This window comes from Azospirillum endophyticum, from assembly GCF_016595245.1.
GTDB lineage: Bacteria > Pseudomonadota > Alphaproteobacteria > Azospirillales > Azospirillaceae > Azospirillum > Azospirillum endophyticum.
The window spans coordinates 18,402-41,763 of the sequence record NZ_JAENHM010000008.1 but is presented as its reverse complement, the minus strand read 5'-3'; the positions used below and the strand labels follow the sequence as shown (position 1 = coordinate 41,763).

The window sequence follows — 23,362 nt, the reverse complement described above, 5'->3', positions numbered from 1 at the left end:
TGAATCCGCAATAACGTACGAACGTCCTACTTTCGCATCAAAGACCAACTCTCAACCCTTATTGGATGTTTACTCTTCATTAATAAGCAAAATTCAAATCTTTCCCGTCGCAAGACTTACGCGGGGGAAATCACCATGCAAATAAAATCCATCCAGTCAAAAATTGCGATGCTGTCGGGGTTCTGTCTGGCCGGTACCGTCGCCGTGCTCGTCGGCTTCGCCGTGCTGTCGACGCGCTCCAGCAACGAGTTCGTTACGGAGAATGTCGAACGCATCCTCGAAAGCAAGACGACCGAATCCCTGCAGAATCTCGCGGCGACCCAGGCCGGCCTGTTGCAGTCGGAATTCGACACCGCGCTGAACGCCGCGCGGACAATGGCAAGCAGCTTCGCCAGCCTCGCCGACGACGGGCTGCCCGGCAATGTGCCCGCGGAAAAGCGGCGTGAGGCCTTCAACGGCGTGCTGCTGTCGGTACTGAAGCGCAATCCGCTGTTCAACGGCACCTATTCGGCATGGGAGCCCAATGCGCTCGACGGCCGGGACGAGGAGTTCCGCAACCGCCGCGAAACCGGCACCGACGCCACCGGCCGCTTCATCCCCTATTGGAACCGCGACCAGAACGGCCGCATCGCCATGCAGCCGCTGGTCGAATATGACAGCCGCGACCGCCATCCCAACGGTGTGATGAAGGGCGGCTGGTACATCGGCCCGCAGGAGAACGGGCGAGAAAGTGTGCTCGACCCCCTGCCCTACATCGTGCAGGGCAAACAGGTGTTCCTGGCGACCCTGTCGGTGCCGGTGGTCATCGGCGGCAAGTTCCGTGGCGTGGCCGGCGCCGACTTCAACCTCGACTTCGTGCAGCAGCTGTCGACCAAGGTCAGCGCCGCCGTGTTCGACGGTCGCAGCCAAGTGGTCATCATCAGCAACATGGGCCTGATCGTCGCCCACAGCGCGCGGCCCGATCTGATCGGCCAGTCGATCTCCACCTTCGATGCCTCCTGGCAGGACGATCTTGCGAGCGTCCAGGCGGGCAAGCCCCATGTCGACATCGAAGCCTCCACGAACATGCTGCGCAGCTTCGCTCCCATCACGCTCGGCGACACCGGGAAGCCGTGGGCCGTGCTGGTCCAGGTGCCGAAGGACATCGTCCTGGCCGACGGCATGGCGCTGGCCTCGGCGCTCGGCGAGCGCGCCAACTCCAGCATCCTGTGGCAGGTCGCCGTCGGCGCCCTGGTTGCCCTTGGTGCCGTCGCGGTGATGTGGGTGGTCGCCGGCGGCGTCGCCCGGCCGATCCGCGCCAGCGTCACCTTCGCCGAGGGCATCGCCGCCGGCCGCTTCGACCAGACGCTGGACATCCGGCAGACCGACGAAATCGGCGCCCTGGCCGACGCCCTGCGCAAGATGCTGACCGACCTGAAGCGGATGATCGACCAGCGGGCCGAGGATCAGGCCAAGGCCGATGCCGAGCGCCGCACCGCCATGCTGCAACTGGCCGACACTCTGGAAGCCCAGGTGATGAACGTCGTCGACGGTGTCGACCGCGCCGCCCAGTCGATGACCGGCACCGCCCGGGCGATGACCGCCACCGCGACCCAGACCAGCCAGCAGGCCGGCGTCGTCGCCGACGCCTCGCAGGATGCCAGCAACAATGTCCAGACGGTGGCAAGCGCCACGGAAGAGCTGTCGGCCTCGATCCAGGAGATCGGCGAGCGCGTCAACCACTCCGCCCGGATCGCCCGCGAGGCGGTGGAGGCGGCCCAGCGGGCCAACGGACAGGTCCTCAGCCTGACCGAGGCGGCGGAAAGGATCGGCACGGTGGTGCAGTTGATCCAGGACATCGCCAGCCAGACCAACCTCCTGGCGCTGAATGCCACCATCGAGGCCGCCCGCGCCGGAGAGGCCGGCAAGGGCTTCGCCGTCGTGGCGCAGGAGGTGAAGAGCCTCGCCAGCCAGACCGCCCGCGCGACCGAGGAGATTGCCGGCCACGTCACCGGCATGCAGCGGGTCACCGGCGAGACGGCCGGTGCCATCAAGGGCATCGGCGGCATCATCGCCCAGATCGACGAGATCTCCACCGCCATCGCCGCCGCGGTGGAGGAACAGGGGTCCGCCACCGCCGAGATCGCCCGCAACGTCCAGCAGGCCGCCGGCGGCACCCAGGAGGTGACGAGGACCATCGCCGACGTCCGCGGCGCCGCGGTCGAGGCCGGCCGCTCCGCCGAGACCGTCCTGTCGGTCTCCGGCCAGCTCGCCGGCGACGCCGGCCGCCTGCGCACCGTGGTGAACGGCTTCCTGTCGACCATCCGCGCGGCCTGACCAGGGCACATGGCGAAGGGCTTCCCTGCCGGCCGGAGGGGAGCCCTTTGGCGTCTCTCATCTCCCCGGATGTTGACGCCCCTCCCCTATCTCCCCACACTGGAGGCCGGATACCGGAGGCGGAAATGTCGGATGTGACGCTGTCGCAGCGGGCTCGGCGGGCCATCGCCCTCGTGCTGGGCACGATCAACGCTCCCCGTCCGGCCGTGATGGACGAGGCGACGCTGCTCGACTGCCTCGACGCCGACCGGCCCGATCCAAGCTGGCGCCCGCACATCGAAGCCCTGTTCGACGAGGTGTCGATCGAGGCGCTGCACGATCTGGTGCTGGCCGGGGTGGTGGATTTCGATCAGTTGGATCGGGCGGCTGACATATGGGGCGTGACCGATGGAAGAAACCATCCCTGGATCGAGGAAATGGCCGCCCTCACGCTGGCCTGCCTTGCTCGCGGACGCCCTCCGTCTGCTACGGTCGCTCCCGGACAGACCGCGCTGGAGCTTCGGCGGCGGCACGGCGCTCGCCGTCCAGTATGATCACCGCGTCAGCTACGACATCGACATCTTCGTCCGTGACTCCGACGTGCTGCGAGACCTGACCCCAGCGCGCAACGCAACCACCCGCGCACTGCTGGCGGGGCGTGGGTTCGAATACCCGGGCAACTACCTCAAACTCAATCTGGAAGGCGGCGAAATCGACTTCATTGTCGCCGGGCGCCGCACGGAGACTCCGACACGTCCCTGGATTTTCGATGGCGAAGAAATCCTGATCGAGACCCCATGGGAGATCGCGATCAAGAAGATCTTCTATCGGCCATCTTCCTTCAAGATCCGCGATCTCTTCGATCTGGCGGCGGTGCTCGAACGCGATCCTGCCGACTTGGCAGCCTCCCTGCCGGAGGTCGAGGATCGCCTGGACAAGGTCATCGACCGGGTCGAACGGTTGGTTCCGGACTATGCCGAGACCGCGGCATCCGACATCAATCCGACAGTCGGCGGGCAGCGCTACATGACACGCGATGCTGCGGAACGGGCGCTTTCCTTCCTCAAATCCAGCCGCCCGGCACACTCCTGAAATGAAACGCCTCCTCCCACGGATGCGGGAAGAGGCGCTTGGTACGCGTATTCGAGGCGAACTGTCCGATCAGATGTGCAGCGGACGGCCGTCCACCGCCAGTGCCGCTTCCTTGACCGCTTCCGACAAAGTCGGGTGGGCGTGACAGGTGCGGGCGACGTCTTCGGCCGACGCGCTGAACTCCATGGCCAGCACCAGCTCGCCGATCATCTCCGACACGTTCGGGCCGATCATGTGGACGCCCAGCACCTGGTCGGTGGCGGCGTCAGACAGGATCTTCACGAAGCCGTCGGTGTTGCCGCCGGCACGGGCGCGGCCGTTGGCGGTGAACGGGAACTTGCCGGCCTTGTAGGCGACGCCCGCGGCCTTCAGCTGCTCCTCGGTCTTGCCGACGGCGGCGACTTCCGGCCAGGTGTAGACGACGCCGGGAACCAGGTCGTGGTTGACGTGGCTCTTCTGGCCGGCCAGCTGCTCGGCCAGGGCGACGCCCTCTTCTTCGGCCTTGTGGGCCAGCATCGGGCCTTCGACCACGTCGCCGATGGCGTAGATGCCCGGCACGTTGGTCTGGAAATGGCCGTCGATCTTGACGCGGCCGCGCTCCAGCTCGACGCCCACCGCCTCCAGCCCCAGGCCCTCGGTGTAGGGGCGGCGGCCGATGGCGACCAGCACGGCGTCGGCCTCGATGGTCTGCGCGGCACCGCCGGCGGCAGGCTCGACCGTCAGGGTCACGCCGGTCTCGGTCACCGACGCGCCGGTCACCTTGGTGCCCAGCTTGAAGTCCATGCCCTGCTTGGCGAAGATGCGCTGGGCCTGCTTGGACAGCTCGGTGTCCATGCTCGGCAGCACGCGGTCGAGATACTCGACCACCGTCACCTTGGCGCCCAGACGGCCCCAGACGGAACCCAGCTCCAGCCCGATCACGCCGCCGCCGATGACGACCAGATGCTTGGGCACCTCCGGCAGCGACAGGGCGCCGGTGGAGGACACCACGCGCTTCTCGTCGATGGCGATGCCCGGCAGCGGGGTCACGTCGGAGCCGGTGGCGATGACGATCGCCTTCGACGCGGTGATGGTGCCGACGCCCTCGACCTCGACCGTGTTGGCGGCGGTGATCTTGCCGGCACCCTTCAGCCAGGCGATCTTGTTCTTCTTGAACAGGAACTCGATGCCGGTGACGTTGTCCTTGACGACCTTGTCCTTGTGGGCCTGCATGCCCGGCAGGTCGAGTTCGACGCCGCCGACCTTGATGCCGAACTTGGCGAGGCCGTGGGCCGCTTCCTCGAACTTCTCCGACGCCGCCAGCAGAGCCTTGGACGGGATGCAGCCGACGTTCAGGCAGGTGCCGCCCAGCGTCCCCCGCTTTTCGACGCAGGCGACCTTGAAGCCGAGCTGCGCTGCGCGGATCGCGCAGACATACCCGCCGGGGCCGCCGCCGATCACGACGACGTCAAAAGTGCTTTCAGCCATGAGAGGCTTTCCTTTCGCCATTCTTGCTCGTTGCCAAAAGCCGTCCCATCCAGCGGGGAGGGCAAGCGGGAGGATCCGCGGGGCGATTTATGCCCGCGCTCACGCCCCGTGGCAACGGGACACTTCGTCCCTGGAGGCAGGGTTGCCCGACGGACGGAGGTCAGAACCCGAGGTCGCGGTAAAGCTCCGCCAGCGGCATGTCGAGGCCGGCCGTCTCCAGCACCAGCCGCTCCTCCTCCTCCAGCACCTCGGGTGCGGCGGGCCAGAGATTGTCCGAATCGCGGCGGTGCAGTTCCGCCCGAACGATCCGCGAGTCGAGGAACAGGATCTCCCGCACCGACGGCATGGCGGCATAGGCATGCAGCTTGGCCCGCTGTGCCTTTTCCTCGGTCGGCGACAGGATCTCCACCAGCAGCACCGGGGCGGTGGTGTAGGGGATTTCCGGGTCGAAGGGTTCGCAGGTCACGGCGAGATCGGCAACGCGGTAATTGTGTGTCGGGTCGAAATGTGGACGGATACCTGCCTCCGACAGGGCGCGGCACCGGCTTCCGTCTCGCTTGCCCTTTTCCCGCAGCGCATCGCGCAGGGCGGCGCCCAGGGCGATCTGCAAGGTGCTGTGTGCCGGGCTTGGATGCGCCTGTCCGACGATCTCGCCATCGACCAGCTCGTACCGGGCATCGTCCCGGAACTCCATTGCCAGGAATTCCTCGACAGTCGTCAGCGGAGTGAAGCGGCGGGCGAGCGGCATGGCGGTCTCCGTTCCGGACAGGACGTTCGGCAACAGCCCCAATGTAATCCATTCCCATGCCGACGCGAAGGGCACCACCTTTGCGCAAGCCCCCTCCCCCTTCGATTCCGGAAACCTTTACGGCCCCGCTTGCGTTCCCATCGGCATCACACAGCCGCCGCAACGGAGATCACCATGACCACCATCAAGAAGTTCGCCCTGCTCGCCATCCTGGGTTCGCTGCTGGGCACCACGCTGGCCGCCTGCAACACCGTCGAGGGCGCCGGCCAGGACGTGCAGGCCGGCGGCCGCGCGATCGAGCGCGGCGCCGACAACGTCCAGAAGAAGATGTAAGCCGGACTGATACCGGCGGTCATTGCTGATGACCGCTGGTATCCGCGCCGACCGGCGCGGCGGCGGCACATGCCGCCGAAGCTTCTGATCCTGACAGGTCAGGGTCAGAAGCCGTTGGTATCAAGGTGCCGAGGGGGGAGCGTCCGCCAGCCGCGGCTCCCCCGTCAGCCCTTCATGCGCTTGATGGTGTTGGTCGTGCTCTGGCCCTGGACCAGTTCGGCCAGCACCACTTTTCCGCCATAGCTCTGGACGAAATCCGCCCCCACCACCGTCGCGATGGTGTAGTCGGCCCCCTTGACCAGCACGTCGGGGCGCAGGGCGTGGATCAGCATTTCCGGCGTGTCCTCGCCGAAGACCACCACCAGATCGACGCAGCCCAGTGACGCCAGCACCGTGGCGCGTGCCGTCTCGTTCTGCACCGGCCGGCTTTCGCCCTTCAGCCGCTTCACCGATTGATCGCTGTTCAGCCCGACCACCAGTACGTCGCAGGCAGCCCGCGCCTGCTTCAGCAGAGCGATGTGGCCGGGATGCAGCAGGTCGAAGCAGCCGTTGGTGAAGCCCACCCGCTTGCCGCGCAGCCGCCAGCGCTCCGCCCGCTCCGCCGCGGCGTCGCGGGTCGCCACCTTCTCCTCGCCATGGCGCCATTCCTGCTCGTGCAGGCCGGCCAGCATCTCGGCGGAACGCACCACCGCGGTGCCGACCTTGCCGACGACGATGCCGGCCGCCAGATTGGCCAGCCGCGCCGAATCGACCAGATCGATCCCCACCGACAGGGCGGCGGTCAGCGTCGCCACCACCGTGTCGCCGGCGCCCGATACGTCGAACACCTCGCGCGCCTCGGCCGGCAGATGCACCGCCTCCCCGGCGGTGACCACCGACATGCCCTGTTCGCTGCGGGTGGCGACGACGGCGCCGATGCCGCAGCTGGCGATCAGGTGGCGGGCAGCGGCGATCACCTCCTCGTCCGTCCGCGCCGGCAGGCCGGTGGCCTCCATCAGCTCCTTGCGGTTGGGCGTGACGATGTCGGCGCCGCGATAGCGGCGGTAGTCGCGCCCCTTCGGGTCCACCACCACGGTGCGACCGGCCTGCCGCGCGGCGGCGATCACCGCCACCACCAGCTCGTCGGTGAGCACGCCCTTGCCGTAGTCGGACAGGATGACGCCGCCGACCTCGGGCAACAGGTCGCGCACGCGCTCCAGCACGCGGTCGGCGACGGTGATCGGCACCACCGTCTCGATGTCGGTGCGCAGAAGCTGCTGCTGGCCGGCGATGAAGCGGGTCTTCACCGTGGTCTGGCGCCCATCCTCCACCACGATGGCGCCGTCGTTGACGCCCTCGCGCCGCAGCAGGGCGAGCAGGTCGCCGCCGACGCCGTCGCGCCCGACCACCGAGACGAAGCGGCAGGCCGCCTCCAGCGCCACGAGGTTGGCGGCGACGTTGCCGGCGCCGCCCAGCTTGGGCACCTCGCGGTCGACGCGCAGGACGGGGATCGGCGCCTCCGGCGACACCCGGTCCACCGAACCATAGACGAAACGGTCGAGCATCACGTCGCCAAGGCACAGCACGTTGGCGCGCGACAGGGTGTCGATGTGACGGGCAAGGTCGCTCATGGCGTTTCTCTTACCAACGCCAAAGCGGTAACGCCAGCGCGCCGGCGCCTTCGGACTGGTGACGCTCGTTTGTCACCGTCGTAGGATGGCGTTCCGGCAACACCCCCTGTCCGCCCTCCGCCCGACCGACGATAGGCCCCATGCTCCGCTCCACCGTCGCGACCAGCCTGTCGGCCAAGCTGCTGCTGCTCACCATCCTGTTCGTGCTGCTGGCGGAAGTGCTGATCTACGCCCCCTCCATCGCCCGCTTCCGCATGGGTTATCTGGAGGAACGGCTGGCCGCCGCCCACATCGCGGCCCTGTCGGTGGAAGCCGCCCCCGACCTGATGGTGACCAAGGAGTTGCAGGCGAAGCTGCTGGCCTATACCGGGGCCCACGTCATCGACCTGATCCAGCCGGGCGCGCGCGTCTACATGCTGTCCCGCCCGATGCCGCCGCACGCCGATGCCGTGTACGACCTGCGCGGCACCGGCATGGGCATGCAGTTCGTCGATGCCGGCAACGCCCTGTGGCTCGCCCTGGAAGGCGCCATCGGACAGCAGCGCAACCGGGTGATCCGGGTGATCGACCGCTCGCCCAACGACCCGGCCCAGAGGGTCGAGGTGACGATGGACGAGCGGCCGCTGATCGATGCCATGTTGGACTTCTCCCGCCGCATCCTGGCGGTGTCGGTCGCCATCTCGCTGATCGCAGCGATCCTGGTCTATGTCACGCTGCATGCCCTGCTGGTGCGGCCGATGCGCCGGCTGACCGCCGAGGTCGTCGCCTTCCGCCGCGATCCCGACGGCGCCCCGCCGCTGGTGCCCGGCACCCGCGCCGACGAGATCGGCGTGGCGGAACGCGAGCTCGCCGCCATGCAGGGCACGGTGCGCGCCGCCCTGCGCCAGCGCGAACGGCTGGCCACGCTCGGCACCGCGGTGGCGAAGATCAACCACGACCTGCGCGGCATCCTCTCCACCGCCTCCCTCCTGTCGGAACGGCTGACCGAAAGCGCCGACCCGGAGGTGCGCCGGGTCACGCCGCGGCTGGTGGCCTCGCTCGACCGCGCGGTGGAGCTGTGCGGCCAGACCCTGTCCTTCACCCGCGACGGCGTGCTGCCTCTCGCCCCCGCCCGCACCGACCTCAACCGCCTCGTGGAAGAGGCCGGGGCCGAGGTGCTCGCCACCGCCCGCCCCGACGGCGGCCGGGTCGAGGCCGAGTGGATCAACGAAATCCCCGCCGGCACGCTGGCCGTGGTCGATGCGGCCCAGCTCGGCCGCGCCCTGGTCAATCTCGGCCGCAACGCGGTTCAGGCCGGCGCCGACCAGGTGCGGATCACGGCGCAGGCCGGACCGGCCGGCATGCTGACCGTGACGGTCGCCGACACCGGTCCCGGCCTGGCGCCGCGGGCGCGGGAGAACCTGTTCCAGCCCTTCGCCGGGTCGGCACGGGCCGGCGGGATTGGACTCGGCCTCGCCATCGCACGCGAGGTGCTACGCGCCCATGGCGGGGACCTGCGGCTGGTGGAGAGCGATGCCGCCGGAACCGCCTTCGCCCTTGACATACCGCAATGCACCCCAGGCGCCGATCCGGTAGCTGTCGCGGGCCACAAGTCGTTTGTGCCGCATTGAGTCCGCGGGCATCCTCCCGCGGAATTCCTTGATCATGAAGCGTTCGCGCTCAGCCCGGCGGGGCGGAAGGCGGGCGCTTTCCCCTGACAACGCCTTGTTCTGAAAGGACTTACGCGACGTGAACGCCTTCTCCTTCTGGATCAACCCCATCCTCGCCGGCATCATGGCCTTCGTCGGCCTGCTCGCCTCCTCGCGCGCGGCGGACGAAGGCTTCGCGGCCGGCGGGCTGGTCGTCTTCGTCGCCTGCGTGATCTTCATCTTCGTCTCGATCGGCCGCTATTTCGACCGCATGGGCTCCGCCCACTGACCGTTCCGGCAGGCAGCAGCCGACACACCGCGTCCGGCCGGGCGGCCGCATGAGCTGATGCGAAAAAAGAAGAGCAAAAGAGGAGAAGAGGGCGATCCTATCCGGCCTATCCGGCGATGATCGCCCTCTCCCGCCTCAAACGCCGTCGATGTAGCTCAGCAGCGGCTGCCAGTCGCCGCGGTGCTCGGCCGCCCGCTTGCCCGGCATGTCGAACAGGCTGAGCCCGCTCTCCGCCGCGTCGGCATAGATCTGGCTGTCGCGCAGGCGGGTCACCACCTGATGGCCGATGCCGCCCAGGAAGCGGTCCAGCCGGTCGGCGGCCTTGGTGCGGGCGCGCATGCGGTTGCCGACCACCGCCACCGTCGCCTTCTTCTTGGCGATGCGCTTCAACTCGTCCAGCTTGACGAGGAAGCGCTGGGTGGCCTGCTCGTCGAAGGCGCCGGGCAGGACCGGCAGCACGACGATGTCGGCCATCTTCACCAGATCCTCGATCTGCTTGGTCTTCAGCGCCGCCGGCGCGTCGATCACCAGCCGCTTGGTGCCGCGCGGCGTGTCGGTGAAGTCCTTGGCCCAGTCGAGCCCGACCAGGACCGGCGCCTTCTCCGGCCGGCGTTCCAGCCAGCCGAGCGAGGAGTGCTGGCGGTCGACGTCGGCCAGCACGGTGGGCAGGCCGGCCGCGGCGGAGGCGGCGGCGAGATGGGTGGCGACGGTCGTCTTGCCGCAGCCGCCCTTGATGTTGGCGACGAGGATCGTGAGCATGGCCGCGGACTCTACACCGCAGTATCCGGTTTGGACCAGAAATGCTTGGTGTCGATGAAATCATGCCACAGGGCGACCAGCGCCGCCTCGGTGTCGGCCACCCCGCGGGCATGCCAGCCGATGACGATGCCGGCGGCGCGCGGCTCGCCGGGGGCGGAGCGGCTGCCGTCGTCATGCAGCTCATGCAGCAGCCGGGTCGCCGTCGCCACGTCGTTCAGATGCCCCAGCGCGTCCTGGAAGGCGGCCATCTGCTGGATATAGCGGCGCACCGGCTTGTCGTCATACAGGCTGCGGAAGAACTCCACGGCATAGCGCAGCTTCTTCAAGGCGATGCGCAGCTGGTGGCGCTGGGCGACCGGCAGATGGGCGAAGCCGTGCCCGGCCCGCTTGGCCTTCTTGTGGCGCTTGTTCAGCAGATGGTCGGCCAGCCCGATCACCGGCTGGAACAGCCGCACCGATTCCTCGCTGACCGGCTGGTCGCGCCAGCCGCGCTTCTCCACCCAGCTGCCGACGCCCAGCAGGAAGGCGGTGTAGCGGTCGGAGCGGATCGCGTCGCGCACGCCCTCATAGGCGCGCAGCCGCTTGGCCTCGGCCGCCGCCGCCAGCGCGTCGAGATCCTCGACCGCCGAGCGGCCATGCCCGTCCGCCTTGTGGAAGGCGTCGCGCACCGGCGCCAGCAGTTCCTCGCCGAACACGTCCCAGTCGCGCGCCGGCCCCAGGCTGCCGGCCAGCCATTTGATCTCGCCGACCAGCCAGAGATATTGCGCGGCCGGAATGAAGGGACGGAACAGCGCGGTGGCCGAGCGCAGCCGACGCAGCGCCACGCGCATCTGGTGAACGCCCTCCGGATCCTCGCCGGCCAGCGTCACCGCCTCGTTGGCGACCATATGGGCAAGGCAGGCGCGCACGATGCGGGCGACGGCGCCTTCCACCGTCGTCTCGGGGTCGAGCACCAGCTTTTCCGCCTTCAGCGCCTTGTCGGAGGCCCCGTTCGCCAGCGCGTGGCCGCGTTCAGCCTTGGTCCGCATCTCCAGCCGCAGCGGGGCGGCCTTGGTCAGCTCCTGCGCCAGGTCGTAGAGGGCGGCGGGCGTGCCGCTCTTCAGCTCCAGTTCCACCTCGCACAGGTCGCGGGACCGGCCGTCGGGCAGTTCGATCCGGCCGCGGTCGAAGGCGACCTCGATCAATGCGGCCTCGTCGCCCTCGCCCAGCGTCACGTCCTGCGTGGTCCGTTCGACGATGGATGTGAAGATCGGCTGCAGCTCCCTGTCGCTGAGCGATCCCAGCAGCGCGATGGCGGCATCCTCGGTGATCAGCGTCAGGTCGGGGGCGGCGGAGGTCACCGCGCATTCCCACTCGCCGCGCCCGAGCCCGTCCTCGTCCGGGGCCGACTTGACCGTCTGGACGAAACCGTCGCCGGTCTTGCGCACCCGCAGCGTCACCTTGCGCGCGGCGAGCCGGCGGTCCTCGGTGTCGTAATAGGTGCTTTTCAGGGTCCGCGTCGCCGCCGGGCCGGCCGCCCGGTCTGCGATGGCAGGGGCGGCGCGCAGCCTGTCGAAGTCTTCCGGCTGCGCAGCCAGCTTCAGTTCCGTCTCGCGGTTGATGTCGGCCTCAGCCATCGCCTGCGCTTCAACCCCCGTTTTGCGGCCCAATCGCCTAGAGTTGGGTGTTTGCACAGGCCATGGACAGGGTCAAGTTACGGAAATGTTGCAGAAACCTGTGGTTGCATCACCCGCCGCTGCCGCATCGCGCCTGGGCTTCTGGCTTTTGAAGGCTCGGACAGCGAAGCCGTAGGGTCATTATGCCCCATTTCACCCCACCCCTGGAGCGTTGCAAAGCGTGCAGGGCTGTGGTTGGGTTCCCCGAAATCGACACGGCCGGTCCCGCATGGGCAACGGCCATACCATGGGAAGTGCGACGATGACCGATTTCAACACGATCGACGACCTCGAGGTGAGCGGCAAGACGGTGCTGGTGCGCGCCGACCTGAACGTTCCGATGCAGGACGGCAAGGTATCCGACACCACCCGGATCGACCGCCTCGCCCCCACCCTGAAGGAGCTGTCCTCCAAGGGCGCCAAGGTCGTGGTCCTGTCGCATTTCGGTCGTCCGAAGAACGGCCCGGACGCCAAGAACTCGCTGCGCAACGTGCTGGATGCTCTCAGCGCCGCCGTCGGCCAGAAGGTCGCCTTCGCCGAGGATTGCGTCGGCGACAAGGCCAAGGAGGCCATCGCCAAGGTGCATGACGGCGCCATCGTGCTGCTGGAGAACACCCGTTTCCACGCCGAAGAGGAGAAGAACGACCCATCCTTCGCCAAGGAGATGGCGGCGCTGGGTGACCTCTACGTCAACGACGCCTTCTCTGCCGCGCACCGCGCCCATGCCTCGACCGAGGGCGTCGCCCGCCTGCTGCCCAGCGCCGCCGGCCGCCTGATGGAGGCCGAGTTGAAGGCCCTGACGCTCGCGCTGGAGAAGCCGGAGCGCCCGGTCGCCGCCGTCGTCGGCGGCGCCAAGATCTCGACCAAGCTGGAACTGCTCGGCAACATGGTCCGCAAGGTCGACCTGCTGGTGCTCGGCGGCGGCATGGCCAACACCTTCCTGTTCGCCCAGGGCACCGACGTCGGCGCCTCGCTGTGCGAGAAGGACATGGCCGACCAGGCCCGCGCCATCATGGCGACCGCCAAGGACGCCAACTGCGAGATCCTGCTGCCGAAGGACTTCGTCGTCGCCAAGGAGTTCAAGGCCGGCGCCGCTAACCGCGTCGTCGCCTTCGACGCCATCGGCGCCGACGAGATGGCGCTCGACATCGGCCCGGCGACGGTGGAGTTCCTGGGCGTGAAGCTGCAGGGCGCCAAGACCGTCGTGTGGAACGGCCCGCTCGGCGCCTTCGAGATCCAGCCCTTCGACGCCGGCACCAACGCGGTGGCCGGCCTGGTCGCCGCCCGCACCGAGGCCGGCGGCCTGCTGTCGGTGGCCGGCGGCGGCGACACCGTGGCGGCGATGGCCCATGCCGGGGTCGAGGACAAGTTCACCTACGTCTCGGCCGCCGGCGGTGCCTTCCTGGAATGGCTGGAAGGCAAGGAACTGCCGGGTGTCGCGGCTCTGAAGAAGTAAGGATCTGCCCAAGGGGGGCGGATTTCCGCCCCCCTTCTCGTTCTTCATCAGGAACCGGGTTTCAGGCGGCGCGGATTTCCGCCATCAGACTCGCGACCTCGTTCCGCAGGACCTGGGCCTCGTTGGCCAGGTCGCCGGCCGATTGCAGCACCACGGCCGCACCCTGCGTCGTCGATCCGGCTGCATCGGCAATCGTCCGGATGCTCCGCGTCAATGCTTCGGTGCCGCGCGCCGCCTCGTTGGCGCTTTGGCCGATCCCCTGGGTTGCCGCCGACTGCTCCTCGACCGCACCGGCGATGCCGGTGGCGATCTCCTCGATGCGCCCCACCGTTCCGGAGATCTGGGTGATCGCCTGCGCCGTCTGCGTGGCCACCTGCTGCACCGCACTGACCTGGGCGATGATCTCGTCGGTCGCGCGGGCGGTCTGGGTGGCCAGCGCCTTCACCTCGCTCGCCACCACGGCGAAACCCTTGCCGTGCTCGCCGGCCCGCGCCGCTTCGATGGTCGCGTTCAGGGCAAGCAGGTTGGTCTGGCCGGCGATGCTGTTGATCAGGGTGACCACCTCGCCGATGCGGCGGCTGGCCAGATCGAGGCTTTCCACCAGATCCTTGCCCCGTCCAGCCTGTGTCCCGGCCTCCACGGCCATTTCCCGCGACTGCCCGGTCCGCTGCGAGATTTCGCCGATCGATCCACCCAGCTGCTCGGTCGCCACGGCGACGGTCTGCACATTGGCCGAGGCCTGGGTCGACGCCGCACCCGCGGCCTCGACCTCGCGGTTGGTCTGCTCCGCCGCCTCGTTCAAGCGACGTGCGGTGTCCTGCATGCTGGCGGCCGATCCTGCGACGGCCTCGACCACCCCCTTCACCCGTCCCTCGAAGGCGTCGGCCAATGCCTGCATCGCCCCCCGACGCTCGTCCTCCGCACGCCGCTTGTCTTCGGCCTGCTCGGCTTCCAGACGACGCACCGACAAGGCGTTTTCCTTGAACACGAGAACCGCGCCCGCCATCTGACCGATCTCGTCGCTCCGTCCCCCCACCGTCACTTCGACCGACAGGTCGCCATCGGCCAAGCGGCGCATCGCCTCGGTCATCCTGTTGAGCGGTCCGGTGATCTGCCCGCGGACCAGCAGCATTGACAGCGAGAAGGCGATGACGAACCCGATGCCGACGACAACCAGCAATGTCAGGCGGACCGAAGCGTAGATAGCGTTCGCCACCTCCGCCGATTCCTTCAGATCGCCCGATTGGCCTTCGGCGATCTTGGCCAGCAGTTCATCGACCTCGTTGTAGACGGACAGGCAGCGTTCCTTCATCGTCCGGACAGCCTCGGAATCTTCACCTTTCCGCGACAGGTCCAGGACCGCGGCCACGGCGCCGAGATAGGTTTCAATATCGCTTTCGGTCGCCGTGAACAGGCGCCGTTCGGTTTCCCCATCCATGAAAGGTTTCAGCGCCGCCAGCAACTGTTGCAACTCCCGGCGCTCGCGGTCGATGCCGCCCTCGAGCCTCGCCAGTTCCGCGGCCTCGCTGCCCAGGATATGCTCGAAGACGAGTTCCTGGATCCGCGTCATCTTCTCGTTCGCCGAAACCGCCATGTAGAGCGTCTGGCTGTCGTCCGTCGCCAGTTTGTTGGTCTGGCCATTCAGGGTCGCCAATGCGTTGACCGACAACACCGCCACGCCGATCGTCAAGGCGGCGAGCAGGCCGAGCGCCGCCAGGATTTTTGTCGAGATCGGCAAGTTGGTGAAGGACATGGGTGCTCTCCGTTCGGAACAGGCTGGACAGACCGGCTGCGGGACCAATCGGTCATTTCCACCATGAGCAGTGAGCATGCGTGCTGCACCCACAAACCGGCCACCTCAAGGTTACGTCACCGATCGAATATTCGGTATCGGGGACGCCCCCAAGCAGACCCTTTACATCTGAAAGTTTTATTGCCATGACCGTGGCGGGAGACCCTTTGTTTCACCGCTCCGCGCAGCCCTCTCCTTCAACCATTCCAGCATCCCCTGGTCGTCCAGCGCATATTGTCCGCGTGCCGACCGCCACAGGATGTTCTTCTGCCGCAAAGCTTCGATGGCCGCCTGCACCGCCGGTGGCTCGACCGCCTCCCCGACCGCGTCGGCATAGGCCTTCAACGCCGGGGCGGAGAAGGGCGCCGATTGCGGCCCCTCCACCGCCAGCCGTTCGACCACCGCCTGCTGCAAGGGCGGCAGCCCCGACCATAGGTTCTCGTAATCGTCCCACACCCGCTGGCGAAGCCCGGTCGCCCCATCCGCCAGCGCCCGCTTCAATTCACCGGCATCGCCGACCAGCAGCGCCGCATCCGACAGGATCCGCATCAGGGTTTCCGGCTGCCGACCGACCGCGTCGAAAGCTGCGAAGACGTCGTCCGCATCGAACCGGTTGCCCTCGGCCAGCCGGTCGTTGATCCAGGCCGTATAGGCATCGGTATAGGCGCGGTCGAGCAGCGGGAAGCTGCGGACGCTGGTCCCGAAGAAGGGCTGGTCGCGGTTCAGCACCAGCCGGCTCAGCTTGTCTCGGTGGGATCCCGTCAGCACGATCATCAGGTTCGGGCCGTCGCGGGCGTCACCCCGGGTGTTCAGTCGGTCACGCGCCGCCTTCAGCGCGAACATGGCGTTCAGCCCGGCCTCGGTCGTCAGCGCATGCTGCGCCTCGTCCACCAGCAGGGCGATGCGTTTGTGGCTCCGCTCCAGCAGGGCCTCCAGCGCGTCGGCCAGCGTGGTCCCCTGTGCCTGCCCGATCCGGTCGATGTCGACCGACACGCCGCCGACTCCGAGCTTGGCCAGCCCGACCGCCCGCGCCGCCTTCACCGGCAGGCTGTCGGCCCGGCGCAGTTCGGCTTTCAACGCCTCCGCGATCAGATGGGCGGGATCGGCCGCCATGTCCGACCACAGATCGACATAGACCGACAGGACGCCGCGGTTCTCCAACTCCGGCCCCAGATCGTGGCGCAGGAAGGTGCTCTTCCCGGTCCGTCGCGGCGCCGCCAGACACAGCGTCGGCTCGGCCCCGATCGGCGCATCCCCGGTCACGATGTCGGTCAGGGACGCCGCCAGCTTCGGCCGATGGAACAGGAACTTCTGTGCGGATGTGAAGGCGGGTTGGGATGGCATGAGCAGCCTCTTTAGGACCAATTATGGACCGACCTATAATTTATAGTCCCGAAAATAATCATCAATACTCCGTTATGGACAGCGAAGCGACCCGCGCATCCGAACCGTTTTCCCCTTGCATCCGCCTGCGCCAATGTCCATAACAGCGGCGGGAGACTGGCGTCGGACGAGTCCCTCGCCAACCCGGTCAGGTCCGGAAGGAAGCAGCCGCAACGAGTTACGGCTCGGGTCGTTCGTCCAGTCTCCCACCCTCTTCAAAAATTGCCAGCACGAAACAGACGGCGACAGCGCGGTGCCGGGACGCTATCCTGCGGCCCGAACGAGCCCCCTCCCTCACGTCGTTTCGACAGGCCAGCCGCGTGACCGATACCACTGCCGTTTCCGCAGCCGAAATCACCGCCCCTCCCGCCACCGGGCAGGCCTACCGGGTGCTCGCGCGCAAATACCGGCCGAAGACCTTCGACGAGCTGATCGGCCAGGACGCGCTGGTCCGCACCCTGACCAACGCCATCCAGTCCGGCCGCATCGCCCAGGCCTTCATGCTGACCGGCGTGCGCGGCGTCGGCAAGACCACCACCGCCCGCATCATCGCCCGCGCGCTGAACTGCACCGGCCCGGACGGCACCGGCGGGCCGACGGTCAGCCCCTGCGGCGTCTGCGACAATTGCCGCGCCATCGCCGAGGACCGGCATGTCGACGTGATGGAGATGGACGCCGCCAGCCACACCGGCGTCGACGACATCCGCGAGATCATCGACGGCGTGCGCTATGCGCCGGTCTCGGCCCGCTACAAGCTCTACATCATCGACGAGGTCCACATGCTGTCGAAGAGCGCGTTCAACGCGCTCCTGAAGACGCTGGAGGAACCGCCGAGCCATGTGAAGTTCGTCTTCGCCACCACCGAAATCCGCAAGGTGCCGGTCACGGTGCTGTCGCGCTGCCAGCGCTTCGACCTGCGCCGCGTCGACGCCCAGGTGCTGAAGGAGCATTTCACCCGCATCACCGCCCTGGAAGGCGCCGAGATCGAGGGCGACGCCGCGGCGCTGGTCGCGCGCGCCGCCGACGGGTCGGTGCGCGACGGGCTGTCGCTGCTCGATCAGGCCATCGCGCTCGCCGCCGGCACGGTCACCGCGCAGCAGGTGCGCGACATGCTGGGTCTGGCCGACCGCACGCGCGTCATCGACCTGTTCGAGGCGGCGGTCTCCGCCAAGCCCGCCGAGGCGATGGACATCCTGGCCGACCTGCACCGGGTCGGCGCCGACCCGGTGGTGATTCTCCAGGACCTGCTGGACCTCGTCCACAACCTGACCCGCCTGAAGGTGGTGCCCGACAGCGCCAACGACCCCTCCCTGCCGGAGGCCGAGCGCACGCGCGGCGCCTCCCTGTCCTCCAGGCTCGGCATGCCGGCGCTGACTCGCGCCTGGCAATTGCTGCTGAAGGGGCTGAACGAGGTCCAGGCCGCCCCGGTGCCGCAGCAGGCGCTGGAGATGGTGATCGTCCGCCTGTCCTATGCCGCCGACCTGCCGACTCCGGGAGAGCTGATCCGCCAGTTCCAGGCCCAGCAGGCCAATGGCGGCGCTGGAGCCGGCATGCCGATGGGCCGCGGTCCCGGCGGAGGCGGCGGGCCGGTCGCGGTCGCCAGCCAATCCTCCGCCATGGCAACCCACGCCGTCGCCCGCGCCGCCGGCTCGGCCCAGCCGCAGGGCGCCCCCATGGCGCAGGCCGTTCCCGCTCCGGCCCCTGCTCCCGTGGCCATCCCGGCGGGCGAGGAGCTGTCGCCGATGCCGCCGGACTTCCGTGCGCTGGTGCAGCTGTTCTCCGACCGGCGGGAAGGCGCACTCTACGGCTATCTGATGGAGACGGTGCAGCTGGTCCGCATGGAACCGGGCCGTCTGGAGCTGAAGCTCCGCCCCGCCGCCCCGCCGACCCTGCCGGCCAAGGTCGGGCAGTTCCTGACCGAATGGACCGGCCAGCGCTGGATCGTCGCTCTGTCCGACGGCCCGTCCCAGCCGACGCTGGCCGACCAGGACAAGGCCGAGAAGCGGCGCGCCTGGTCGGAGGCGGAGGCCAACCCGGTGGTGCGCGCCGTGCTCGACACCTTCAGCGGGGCGAAGATCATCGACGTCCGCGACCTCGCCGAAGTTGCCGCGGCGGAGAGCGCGGCGGTTGCGGATGACGGTGAGACACCCGATTTCATAGTTCAGCAGCAGGACGATGGGGTCTACTACCCCCTCGACGACGAAGGAGAGTACTGACCGATGAAGAATATCGGCAACATGATGAAGCAGGCCCAGCAGATGCAGGCCAAGATGCAGGAAATGCAGGCGAGCCTGGAGCAGGTCGAAGTGACCGGCCAGAGCGCCGCCGGCATGGTCGTCGTGACCGTCAACGGCAAGAGCGAGATGAAGAAGGTCAAGCTCGACAAGTCCGTCGTCGATCCCGAGGACGTCGAGGTGCTGGAGGACCTGATCGTCGCCGCCTTCAACGATGCCAAGAAGAAGGTCGAGCAGCACGTCGCCGAGGAGACCTCGAAGATGATGGGCGGCCTGAAGCTCCCGCCCGGCATCAAGCTGCCGTTCTGACCTTTGCACCTGTGAGAATCCCCTCTCCCCCCCGGGGAGAGGGTCAGGGTGAGGGGGATGCGCTCCGCTGATTCTCCAAGCGACGCGCAGTCCCTCACCCGGCTGCTGAAGCAGCCACCCTCTCCCCAGGGGGGAGAGGGTCCGCCCCCTCACCCGGACGGCTCCCGCCGTCCGACCTCTCCCCGGGGGGGAGAGGCGGATTTGCACCTCCATGATCGGACCTGAAATCGAACGCCTGATCCAGTTGCTGTCCAAGCTGCCGGGACTCGGTCCCCGGTCGGCGCGGCGGGCGGCTCTGCATCTGATGAAGCGGCGGGACAGCCTGCTGGTGCCCCTGTCGGAAGCGATGGCGGCGGCCGGCGAGTCGATCCGCGCCTGTTCCGTCTGCGGCAACCTGGACAGCCGCGATCCCTGCACCGTCTGCTCCGACCCCAGCCGCGACCGCTCGGTCATCTGCGTGGTGGAGGATGCCGGCGATCTCTGGGCGCTGGAGCGCACCCGCGCCTTCCGCGGCACCTACCATGTGCTGGGCGGCCTCCTATCGGCGCTGCAGGGCGTCGGCCCCGACGACCTCAACCTCGCCGGCCTCGCCGAACGCGCCAAGGACCCGGCGGTGCGCGAGATCATCCTGGCGCTGAACGCCACCGTCGACGGCCAGACCACCGCCCATGTGGTGACCGATCGCCTGACCGGCTCCGACGTGTCGGTGTCGCGCCTCGCCCATGGCGTCCCGGTCGGCGGCGAACTGGACTATCTCGACGACGGCACGCTGACCGCGGCGCTGAAGGCGCGTCGGCCCCTGTAAAAGGCCACCGCGGTCCAGTTGATGCAATGCGGCCATGAAGGGCGGGTTGCATCAACCGGACCGTCATGATCAGGGACCGGCAACCCGGATCGCCGCCTGCCCTACTCCGGAAATCCGGCCAGCGCCCGCACCTCGCCCGGGCTGCGCCCGTCCTCGCGGAGCGAGCGCAACGACTGGGCGCGGTCGCGCTTGGCCAGCCGCTCGCCCGCCGCGTTCCGCAGCAGACCGTGATGGTGGTAATCGGGCGGCTCGTAGCCCAGCAGCGCCTGCAGCAGCCGGTGCAGATGGGTGGCGAAGAACAGATCCTCGCCACGGGTGACCAGCGTCACCCCCTGCAGATGGTCGTCGACGGTGACGCTGAGATGATAGCTGGTCGGCGTGTCCTTGCGCGCCAGCACCACGTCGCCCAGCAGGTCCGGCGTCGCCTCCTGCCAGCTCCGGGCATGGTCATGCCAGCGCAACGGCCCGGTCATCCGGCGGGCGGCCTCCACGTCGAGCCGCAACGCCCAGGCGTCGCCACGGGCGATCCGGTCGGCACGATCGCCGGCCGGCCGGTGGCGGCAGGTGCCTGGATAGAGAGGTCCGTCGGGCCCATGCGGGGCGGCACCGGCGCGCGCGATCTCGGCGGCGATGTCCTTGCGGGTGCAGAAACAGGGATAGAGCACGCCCAACCCGTCGAGCCGGGCGAGAGCGGCGCGGAAATCGTCGAAATGGTCGGACTGGCGCCGGACCGGGCCGTCCCAGTCGAGGCCGAGCCAAGCCAGATCCTCGATCAGGTCGCGTTCATGGTCCGGACGGCAGCGGTTGGGATCGATGTCCTCGATCCGCAACAGGAAGCGGCCGGCGGCGCTGCGGGCGGCGGTCCATCCGAACAGAGCGGAATGGGCATGGCCCAGATGCAGATGCCCGGTGGGGCTGGGGGCGAAGCGGGTGACGAGATCGCTCATTCCCGCTTTATAGCGGATCGTGCGCCGGACCGGGTGCCGGATGTGCGGAGAAGGCGGCGATCGGCGGTTGGGACAGGTCGGATATGCGGGCGGCTCGACTACAGGAGCGGATCAAATATAGGGATTGTCGCGGATCGGCTCGACCGGGATCTCCTCACCCTCCAGATACAGCGCCAGACGGCGGCGCAGCTCGCGGTCGAAAGCGTCGATGCGGATCTGGCGCTCACGCTCCTCGCGTTCACGGCGCTTCTGGGCGAGGTCGATGATGACGGCGGTCATGGCGGGCTTTCCTCGAGGTCGCTTCCGGCCGGCTGGAGGCGGCGGGATCGGCTTGGATCAACGAGCCCCACCATGGCGCCGTCATGGTTAACGAGGGGTAAGCGCGCAAGGCAGGCGCGAGTCTTTTTTCCCGATGTCACAGCCGCCGCGCGTGCCGGCGGAAGGCCGCCTTCCCCCGGCCCGAGCCTCGGCCGCAGATGTCCACTTTGCGAAAAAGGTTACACAACGGTGAAGAAATTGGGCCTCCCCGGGTCAAGATGTTGAGTCCGGGCCACCGATCCACTATGTATCTGGTTGTCCCGGAAGGCGATCCAGCCGCCGGCCGGATCCAGACACGGTTTCAGACACACGGTTACAGACAAGGGAGTGGCCATTGGCTCCACCACCCGATCACTGTCCGGCTCTGGTGCTGAACGCGGATTTCCGCCCGCTCAGTTACTTCCCCTTGTCGCTATGGTCCTGGCAGGAAGCGGTCAAGGCGGTCTTTCTCGAACGGGTCAACATCGTCTCGCACTATGACCGGGTCGTCCGATCCCCCAGCTTCGAAGTCCAGCTGCCCAGCGTCATCTCGCTGAAAGAGTTCATCCCAGCCACCCGCCGCCCGGCCTTCACCCGCTTCAACGTCTTCCTCCGCGACCGCTTCACCTGCCAGTATTGCGGCCGCCCCTTCCCAACCCACGACCTCACCTTCGACCATGTTATCCCGCGGTCCCGCGGCGGTCGGACGACGTGGGAAAACGTCATCACATCCTGCTCCGCCTGCAACCTGGCGAAGGGCGACCGCCTTCCCCATGTCTGCGGCATGATCCCCCTCAGTCCGCCCTTCCAGCCCAGTGCCTATGAGCTGCAAGAGAACGGACGCGCCTTCCCGCCAAACTTCCTTCACGAGAGTTGGCGGGATTTTCTTTATTGGGATTCGGAACTGGACCCAATGTAGCGCCCCAGGCGCAGGGTCCCCGATGCAGGACCGAAATAACGGTGACGGATGTGGGGGGCCGGTGCCTGGGCCCCTACACCCGCTCCGCCACCCAGACCACCGCCCGCGTGCCGGCCTTGATCGCCGCCGTCAGCAGCGGATAGCCGGCGGCAAGCTCCGCCTCGTTCTTCAGGCCGATGTCGCGGTGCTCGACCTCTTCCGCCTGGAACTTGCGGATGCTGTCGGACAGTTCCTGCTCCTCGGGGCCGAGATGCTTCAGCTGCGCCTCGTAATGCTCCTCGATCACCTCTTCCACCGCGACGGTGCAGGCCATCGCGGCCCGTTCGCCCAGGAGCGCGGTGCCGGCGCCCAGCAGGAAGCCGGTGAGGTGCCACAAGGGCTGCAGCAGGGTCGGCCGCACGCGGCGCCGGGTCAGCTGACCCTCGAAATACTGCAGATGGACCAGTTCCTGCTCCGCCATGTGGCGCAGGGTCTTGCCGTGGCGGCCCTTGCCCATGACGGCGATCTGGCCCTCATAGATCCGCTTGGCGCCGTATTCGCCGGCATGGTCGACGCGGACGATGCGGGCCAGCCGGTCGCGCCGCGGCAGGTCGCCGGGCAGCGCGCCACGGCGCGAAGCGGGACGCGGAACGGCGGTGGGAGACGTCGTTTCACTCACAATGCGGTCCTCGACACCGGGGTGCGGGTGTAGGCGATGCGCGCGGCGATGAAGGCATAGGCTGCCAGCGCCAGCGAGATCGCCACGTTGTAACCCGCCATGGAGATCCCGAACAGCGACCACGCCACTTCGTCACAGCGGGTGACCGGGGCCGCCAGAACCTGGGCGCGCAACGCCTCCAGCGAATTGGCCGCCGCCGACCCGCCGCAGGACGAGGTGCCGGCCCACCAATGCTGCTCGACCCCGACATGATAGGCGGCGATGCCGGCGCCGGCCAGCAGGGCCAGCCCGCTCACCACCAGCAGCGCGTCGCCCAGCCCCTTCCAGCGACGGAACAGCCAGGTCACCAGCCCCAGCACCATCACCGCCACATAGGGCCAGCGCTGCATGATGCACAAGACGCAGGGCTGATAATTCAGCACGAACTGGAAGAACAGCGCCGACAACAGCACCCCGGCGCTGGCCAGTGCCAGGAGCAGGGCGGCGATTCGGGGGTCTTCGAAGACGCGGGACAGGAAGGGCTTGGTCGTCATGGCCGACAAGGTAGCGCGTACTGGGCCGTTCGGCCAGTCGTCCGCGACGTCCGCGGCGCGCCTGCGACGGCATGACAGGAACCGCGGCAGTGACGGGGAATAAGCGGCGGCCCTGCGTCGTCGCCGGGGCAGGTGGGAAGAGTGGGCGGGATT

At 68.1% G+C, this 23,362-nt stretch carries 22 protein-coding genes and 1 other RNA gene; 12 read left to right on the top strand and 11 right to left on the bottom strand.

The features are described 5' to 3' along the window. The first annotated feature begins 168 nt into the window (after positions 1 to 168). The 3 genes from JHL17_RS02930 (at position 169) to JHL17_RS02920 (ending at position 3,387) form a co-directional block, all read left to right on the top strand. Positions 169 to 2,316, top strand: coding sequence for a methyl-accepting chemotaxis protein (locus JHL17_RS02930; protein WP_247893279.1), 2,148 nt, complete (start codon positions 169 to 171; stop codon positions 2,314 to 2,316). Between the two features lie 125 nt (positions 2,317 to 2,441). Next, entirely contained in the window at positions 2,442 to 2,849 is a 408-nt protein-coding gene (locus JHL17_RS02925) for a hypothetical protein (protein WP_200190556.1), read from the top strand. After that, positions 2,758 to 3,387, top strand: a complete 630-nt coding sequence (locus JHL17_RS02920) for a nucleotidyl transferase AbiEii/AbiGii toxin family protein (RefSeq protein WP_200190555.1) — start codon at positions 2,758 to 2,760, stop codon at positions 3,385 to 3,387. The genes JHL17_RS02925 and JHL17_RS02920 overlap by 92 nt, the downstream gene beginning before the upstream one ends. Before the next feature lie 69 nt (positions 3,388 to 3,456). Here JHL17_RS02920 and lpdA read toward each other — a convergent pair whose 3' ends face one another. Beyond that, positions 3,457 to 4,854: a dihydrolipoyl dehydrogenase gene (lpdA, locus tag JHL17_RS02915; RefSeq protein WP_200190554.1), complete on the bottom strand. Its 1,398-nt coding sequence runs from the start codon at positions 4,852 to 4,854 to the stop codon at positions 3,457 to 3,459. A 160-nt stretch (positions 4,855 to 5,014) separates the two neighbouring features. Beyond that, a complete protein-coding gene (locus JHL17_RS02910) occupies positions 5,015 to 5,602 on the bottom strand; it encodes a Uma2 family endonuclease (protein ID WP_200190553.1) in 588 nt (195 codons plus the stop codon). 174 nt (positions 5,603 to 5,776) lie between these two features. Between JHL17_RS02910 and JHL17_RS02905 the strand changes: the two genes are divergently transcribed. Beyond that, positions 5,777 to 5,935 carry an entericidin A/B family lipoprotein gene (locus JHL17_RS02905; RefSeq protein WP_200190552.1) on the top strand — a complete coding sequence of 53 codons (159 nt, stop codon included), beginning with the start codon at positions 5,777 to 5,779 and terminating at the stop codon, positions 5,933 to 5,935. A gap of 164 nt (positions 5,936 to 6,099) precedes the next feature. Here JHL17_RS02905 and rfaE1 read toward each other — a convergent pair whose 3' ends face one another. After that, positions 6,100 to 7,545 (bottom strand): D-glycero-beta-D-manno-heptose-7-phosphate kinase, encoded by a 1,446-nt coding sequence (rfaE1, locus tag JHL17_RS02900; protein ID WP_200190551.1) that lies wholly within the window; start codon positions 7,543 to 7,545, stop codon positions 6,100 to 6,102. Positions 7,546 to 7,685: 140 nt separating this feature from the next. On the opposite strand from rfaE1, the gene JHL17_RS02895 reads away from it, so the two are divergent. Together JHL17_RS02895 and JHL17_RS02890 are read left to right on the top strand one after the other, a co-directional pair. Further along, positions 7,686 to 9,155, top strand: a complete 1,470-nt coding sequence (locus JHL17_RS02895; protein ID WP_200190550.1) for a sensor histidine kinase — start codon at positions 7,686 to 7,688, stop codon at positions 9,153 to 9,155. 118 nt (positions 9,156 to 9,273) lie between these two features. Continuing rightward, positions 9,274 to 9,462, top strand: coding sequence for a hypothetical protein (locus tag JHL17_RS02890; RefSeq protein ID WP_200190549.1), 189 nt, complete (start codon positions 9,274 to 9,276; stop codon positions 9,460 to 9,462). Between the two features lie 135 nt (positions 9,463 to 9,597). Here JHL17_RS02890 and JHL17_RS02885 read toward each other — a convergent pair whose 3' ends face one another. Both JHL17_RS02885 and JHL17_RS02880 read right to left on the bottom strand, forming a co-directional pair. After that, entirely contained in the window at positions 9,598 to 10,221 is a 624-nt protein-coding gene (locus JHL17_RS02885) for a ParA family protein (RefSeq protein WP_200190548.1), read from the bottom strand. Between the two features lie 11 nt (positions 10,222 to 10,232). Beyond that, positions 10,233 to 11,837: a CYTH and CHAD domain-containing protein gene (locus JHL17_RS02880; protein WP_200190547.1), complete on the bottom strand. Its 1,605-nt coding sequence runs from the start codon at positions 11,835 to 11,837 to the stop codon at positions 10,233 to 10,235. Between the two features lie 301 nt (positions 11,838 to 12,138). On the opposite strand from JHL17_RS02880, the gene JHL17_RS02875 reads away from it, so the two are divergent. Further along, positions 12,139 to 13,332, top strand: coding sequence for a phosphoglycerate kinase (locus JHL17_RS02875; RefSeq protein ID WP_200190546.1), 1,194 nt, complete (start codon positions 12,139 to 12,141; stop codon positions 13,330 to 13,332). 61 nt (positions 13,333 to 13,393) lie between these two features. On the opposite strand, the gene JHL17_RS02870 is transcribed toward JHL17_RS02875, so the two are convergent. Both JHL17_RS02870 and JHL17_RS02865 read right to left on the bottom strand, forming a co-directional pair. Continuing rightward, on the bottom strand, positions 13,394 to 15,085 hold the full coding sequence (locus JHL17_RS02870) for a methyl-accepting chemotaxis protein (RefSeq protein WP_200190545.1): 1,692 nt from the start codon (positions 15,083 to 15,085) through the stop codon (positions 13,394 to 13,396). A 177-nt stretch (positions 15,086 to 15,262) separates the two neighbouring features. Then, positions 15,263 to 16,468 (bottom strand): ATP-binding protein, encoded by a 1,206-nt coding sequence (locus JHL17_RS02865; protein WP_200190544.1) that lies wholly within the window; start codon positions 16,466 to 16,468, stop codon positions 15,263 to 15,265. 151 nt (positions 16,469 to 16,619) lie between these two features. Here JHL17_RS02865 and ffs point away from each other — a divergent pair. The 4 genes from ffs (at position 16,620) to recR (ending at position 19,855) form a co-directional block, all read left to right on the top strand. Further along, positions 16,620 to 16,717: signal recognition particle sRNA small type (gene ffs, locus JHL17_RS02860), an RNA gene on the top strand. A 110-nt stretch (positions 16,718 to 16,827) separates the two neighbouring features. Continuing rightward, positions 16,828 to 18,723 (top strand): DNA polymerase III subunit gamma/tau, encoded by a 1,896-nt coding sequence (locus tag JHL17_RS02855; protein WP_200190543.1) that lies wholly within the window; start codon positions 16,828 to 16,830, stop codon positions 18,721 to 18,723. 3 nt (positions 18,724 to 18,726) lie between these two features. After that, entirely contained in the window at positions 18,727 to 19,050 is a 324-nt protein-coding gene (locus JHL17_RS02850) for a YbaB/EbfC family nucleoid-associated protein (RefSeq protein WP_063635355.1), read from the top strand. A gap of 211 nt (positions 19,051 to 19,261) precedes the next feature. Next, a complete protein-coding gene (gene recR / locus JHL17_RS02845; RefSeq protein WP_200190542.1) occupies positions 19,262 to 19,855 on the top strand; it encodes a recombination mediator RecR in 594 nt (197 codons plus the stop codon). 101 nt (positions 19,856 to 19,956) lie between these two features. Here recR and gluQRS read toward each other — a convergent pair whose 3' ends face one another. After that, the gene (gluQRS, locus tag JHL17_RS02840) at positions 19,957 to 20,802 is read right to left on the bottom strand and encodes a tRNA glutamyl-Q(34) synthetase GluQRS (protein ID WP_200190541.1); all 846 of its coding nucleotides are present in this window, start codon (positions 20,800 to 20,802) and stop codon (positions 19,957 to 19,959) included. A 111-nt stretch (positions 20,803 to 20,913) separates the two neighbouring features. Beyond that, positions 20,914 to 21,081, bottom strand: a complete 168-nt coding sequence (locus JHL17_RS02835) for a hypothetical protein (protein ID WP_014248815.1) — start codon at positions 21,079 to 21,081, stop codon at positions 20,914 to 20,916. A gap of 373 nt (positions 21,082 to 21,454) precedes the next feature. On the opposite strand from JHL17_RS02835, the gene JHL17_RS02830 reads away from it, so the two are divergent. Beyond that, positions 21,455 to 22,018, top strand: coding sequence for an HNH endonuclease (locus JHL17_RS02830; protein WP_109048088.1), 564 nt, complete (start codon positions 21,455 to 21,457; stop codon positions 22,016 to 22,018). Positions 22,019 to 22,091: 73 nt separating this feature from the next. Here JHL17_RS02830 and JHL17_RS02825 read toward each other — a convergent pair whose 3' ends face one another. After that, a complete protein-coding gene (locus JHL17_RS02825) occupies positions 22,092 to 22,676 on the bottom strand; it encodes a demethoxyubiquinone hydroxylase family protein (RefSeq protein WP_200190540.1) in 585 nt (194 codons plus the stop codon). After that, complete coding sequence (locus tag JHL17_RS02820; RefSeq protein WP_200190539.1) at positions 22,673 to 23,209, bottom strand: disulfide bond formation protein B; 537 nt, start codon at positions 23,207 to 23,209, stop codon at positions 22,673 to 22,675. The genes JHL17_RS02825 and JHL17_RS02820 overlap by 4 nt, the downstream gene beginning before the upstream one ends. Between the last annotated feature and the right edge of the window lie 153 nt (positions 23,210 to 23,362).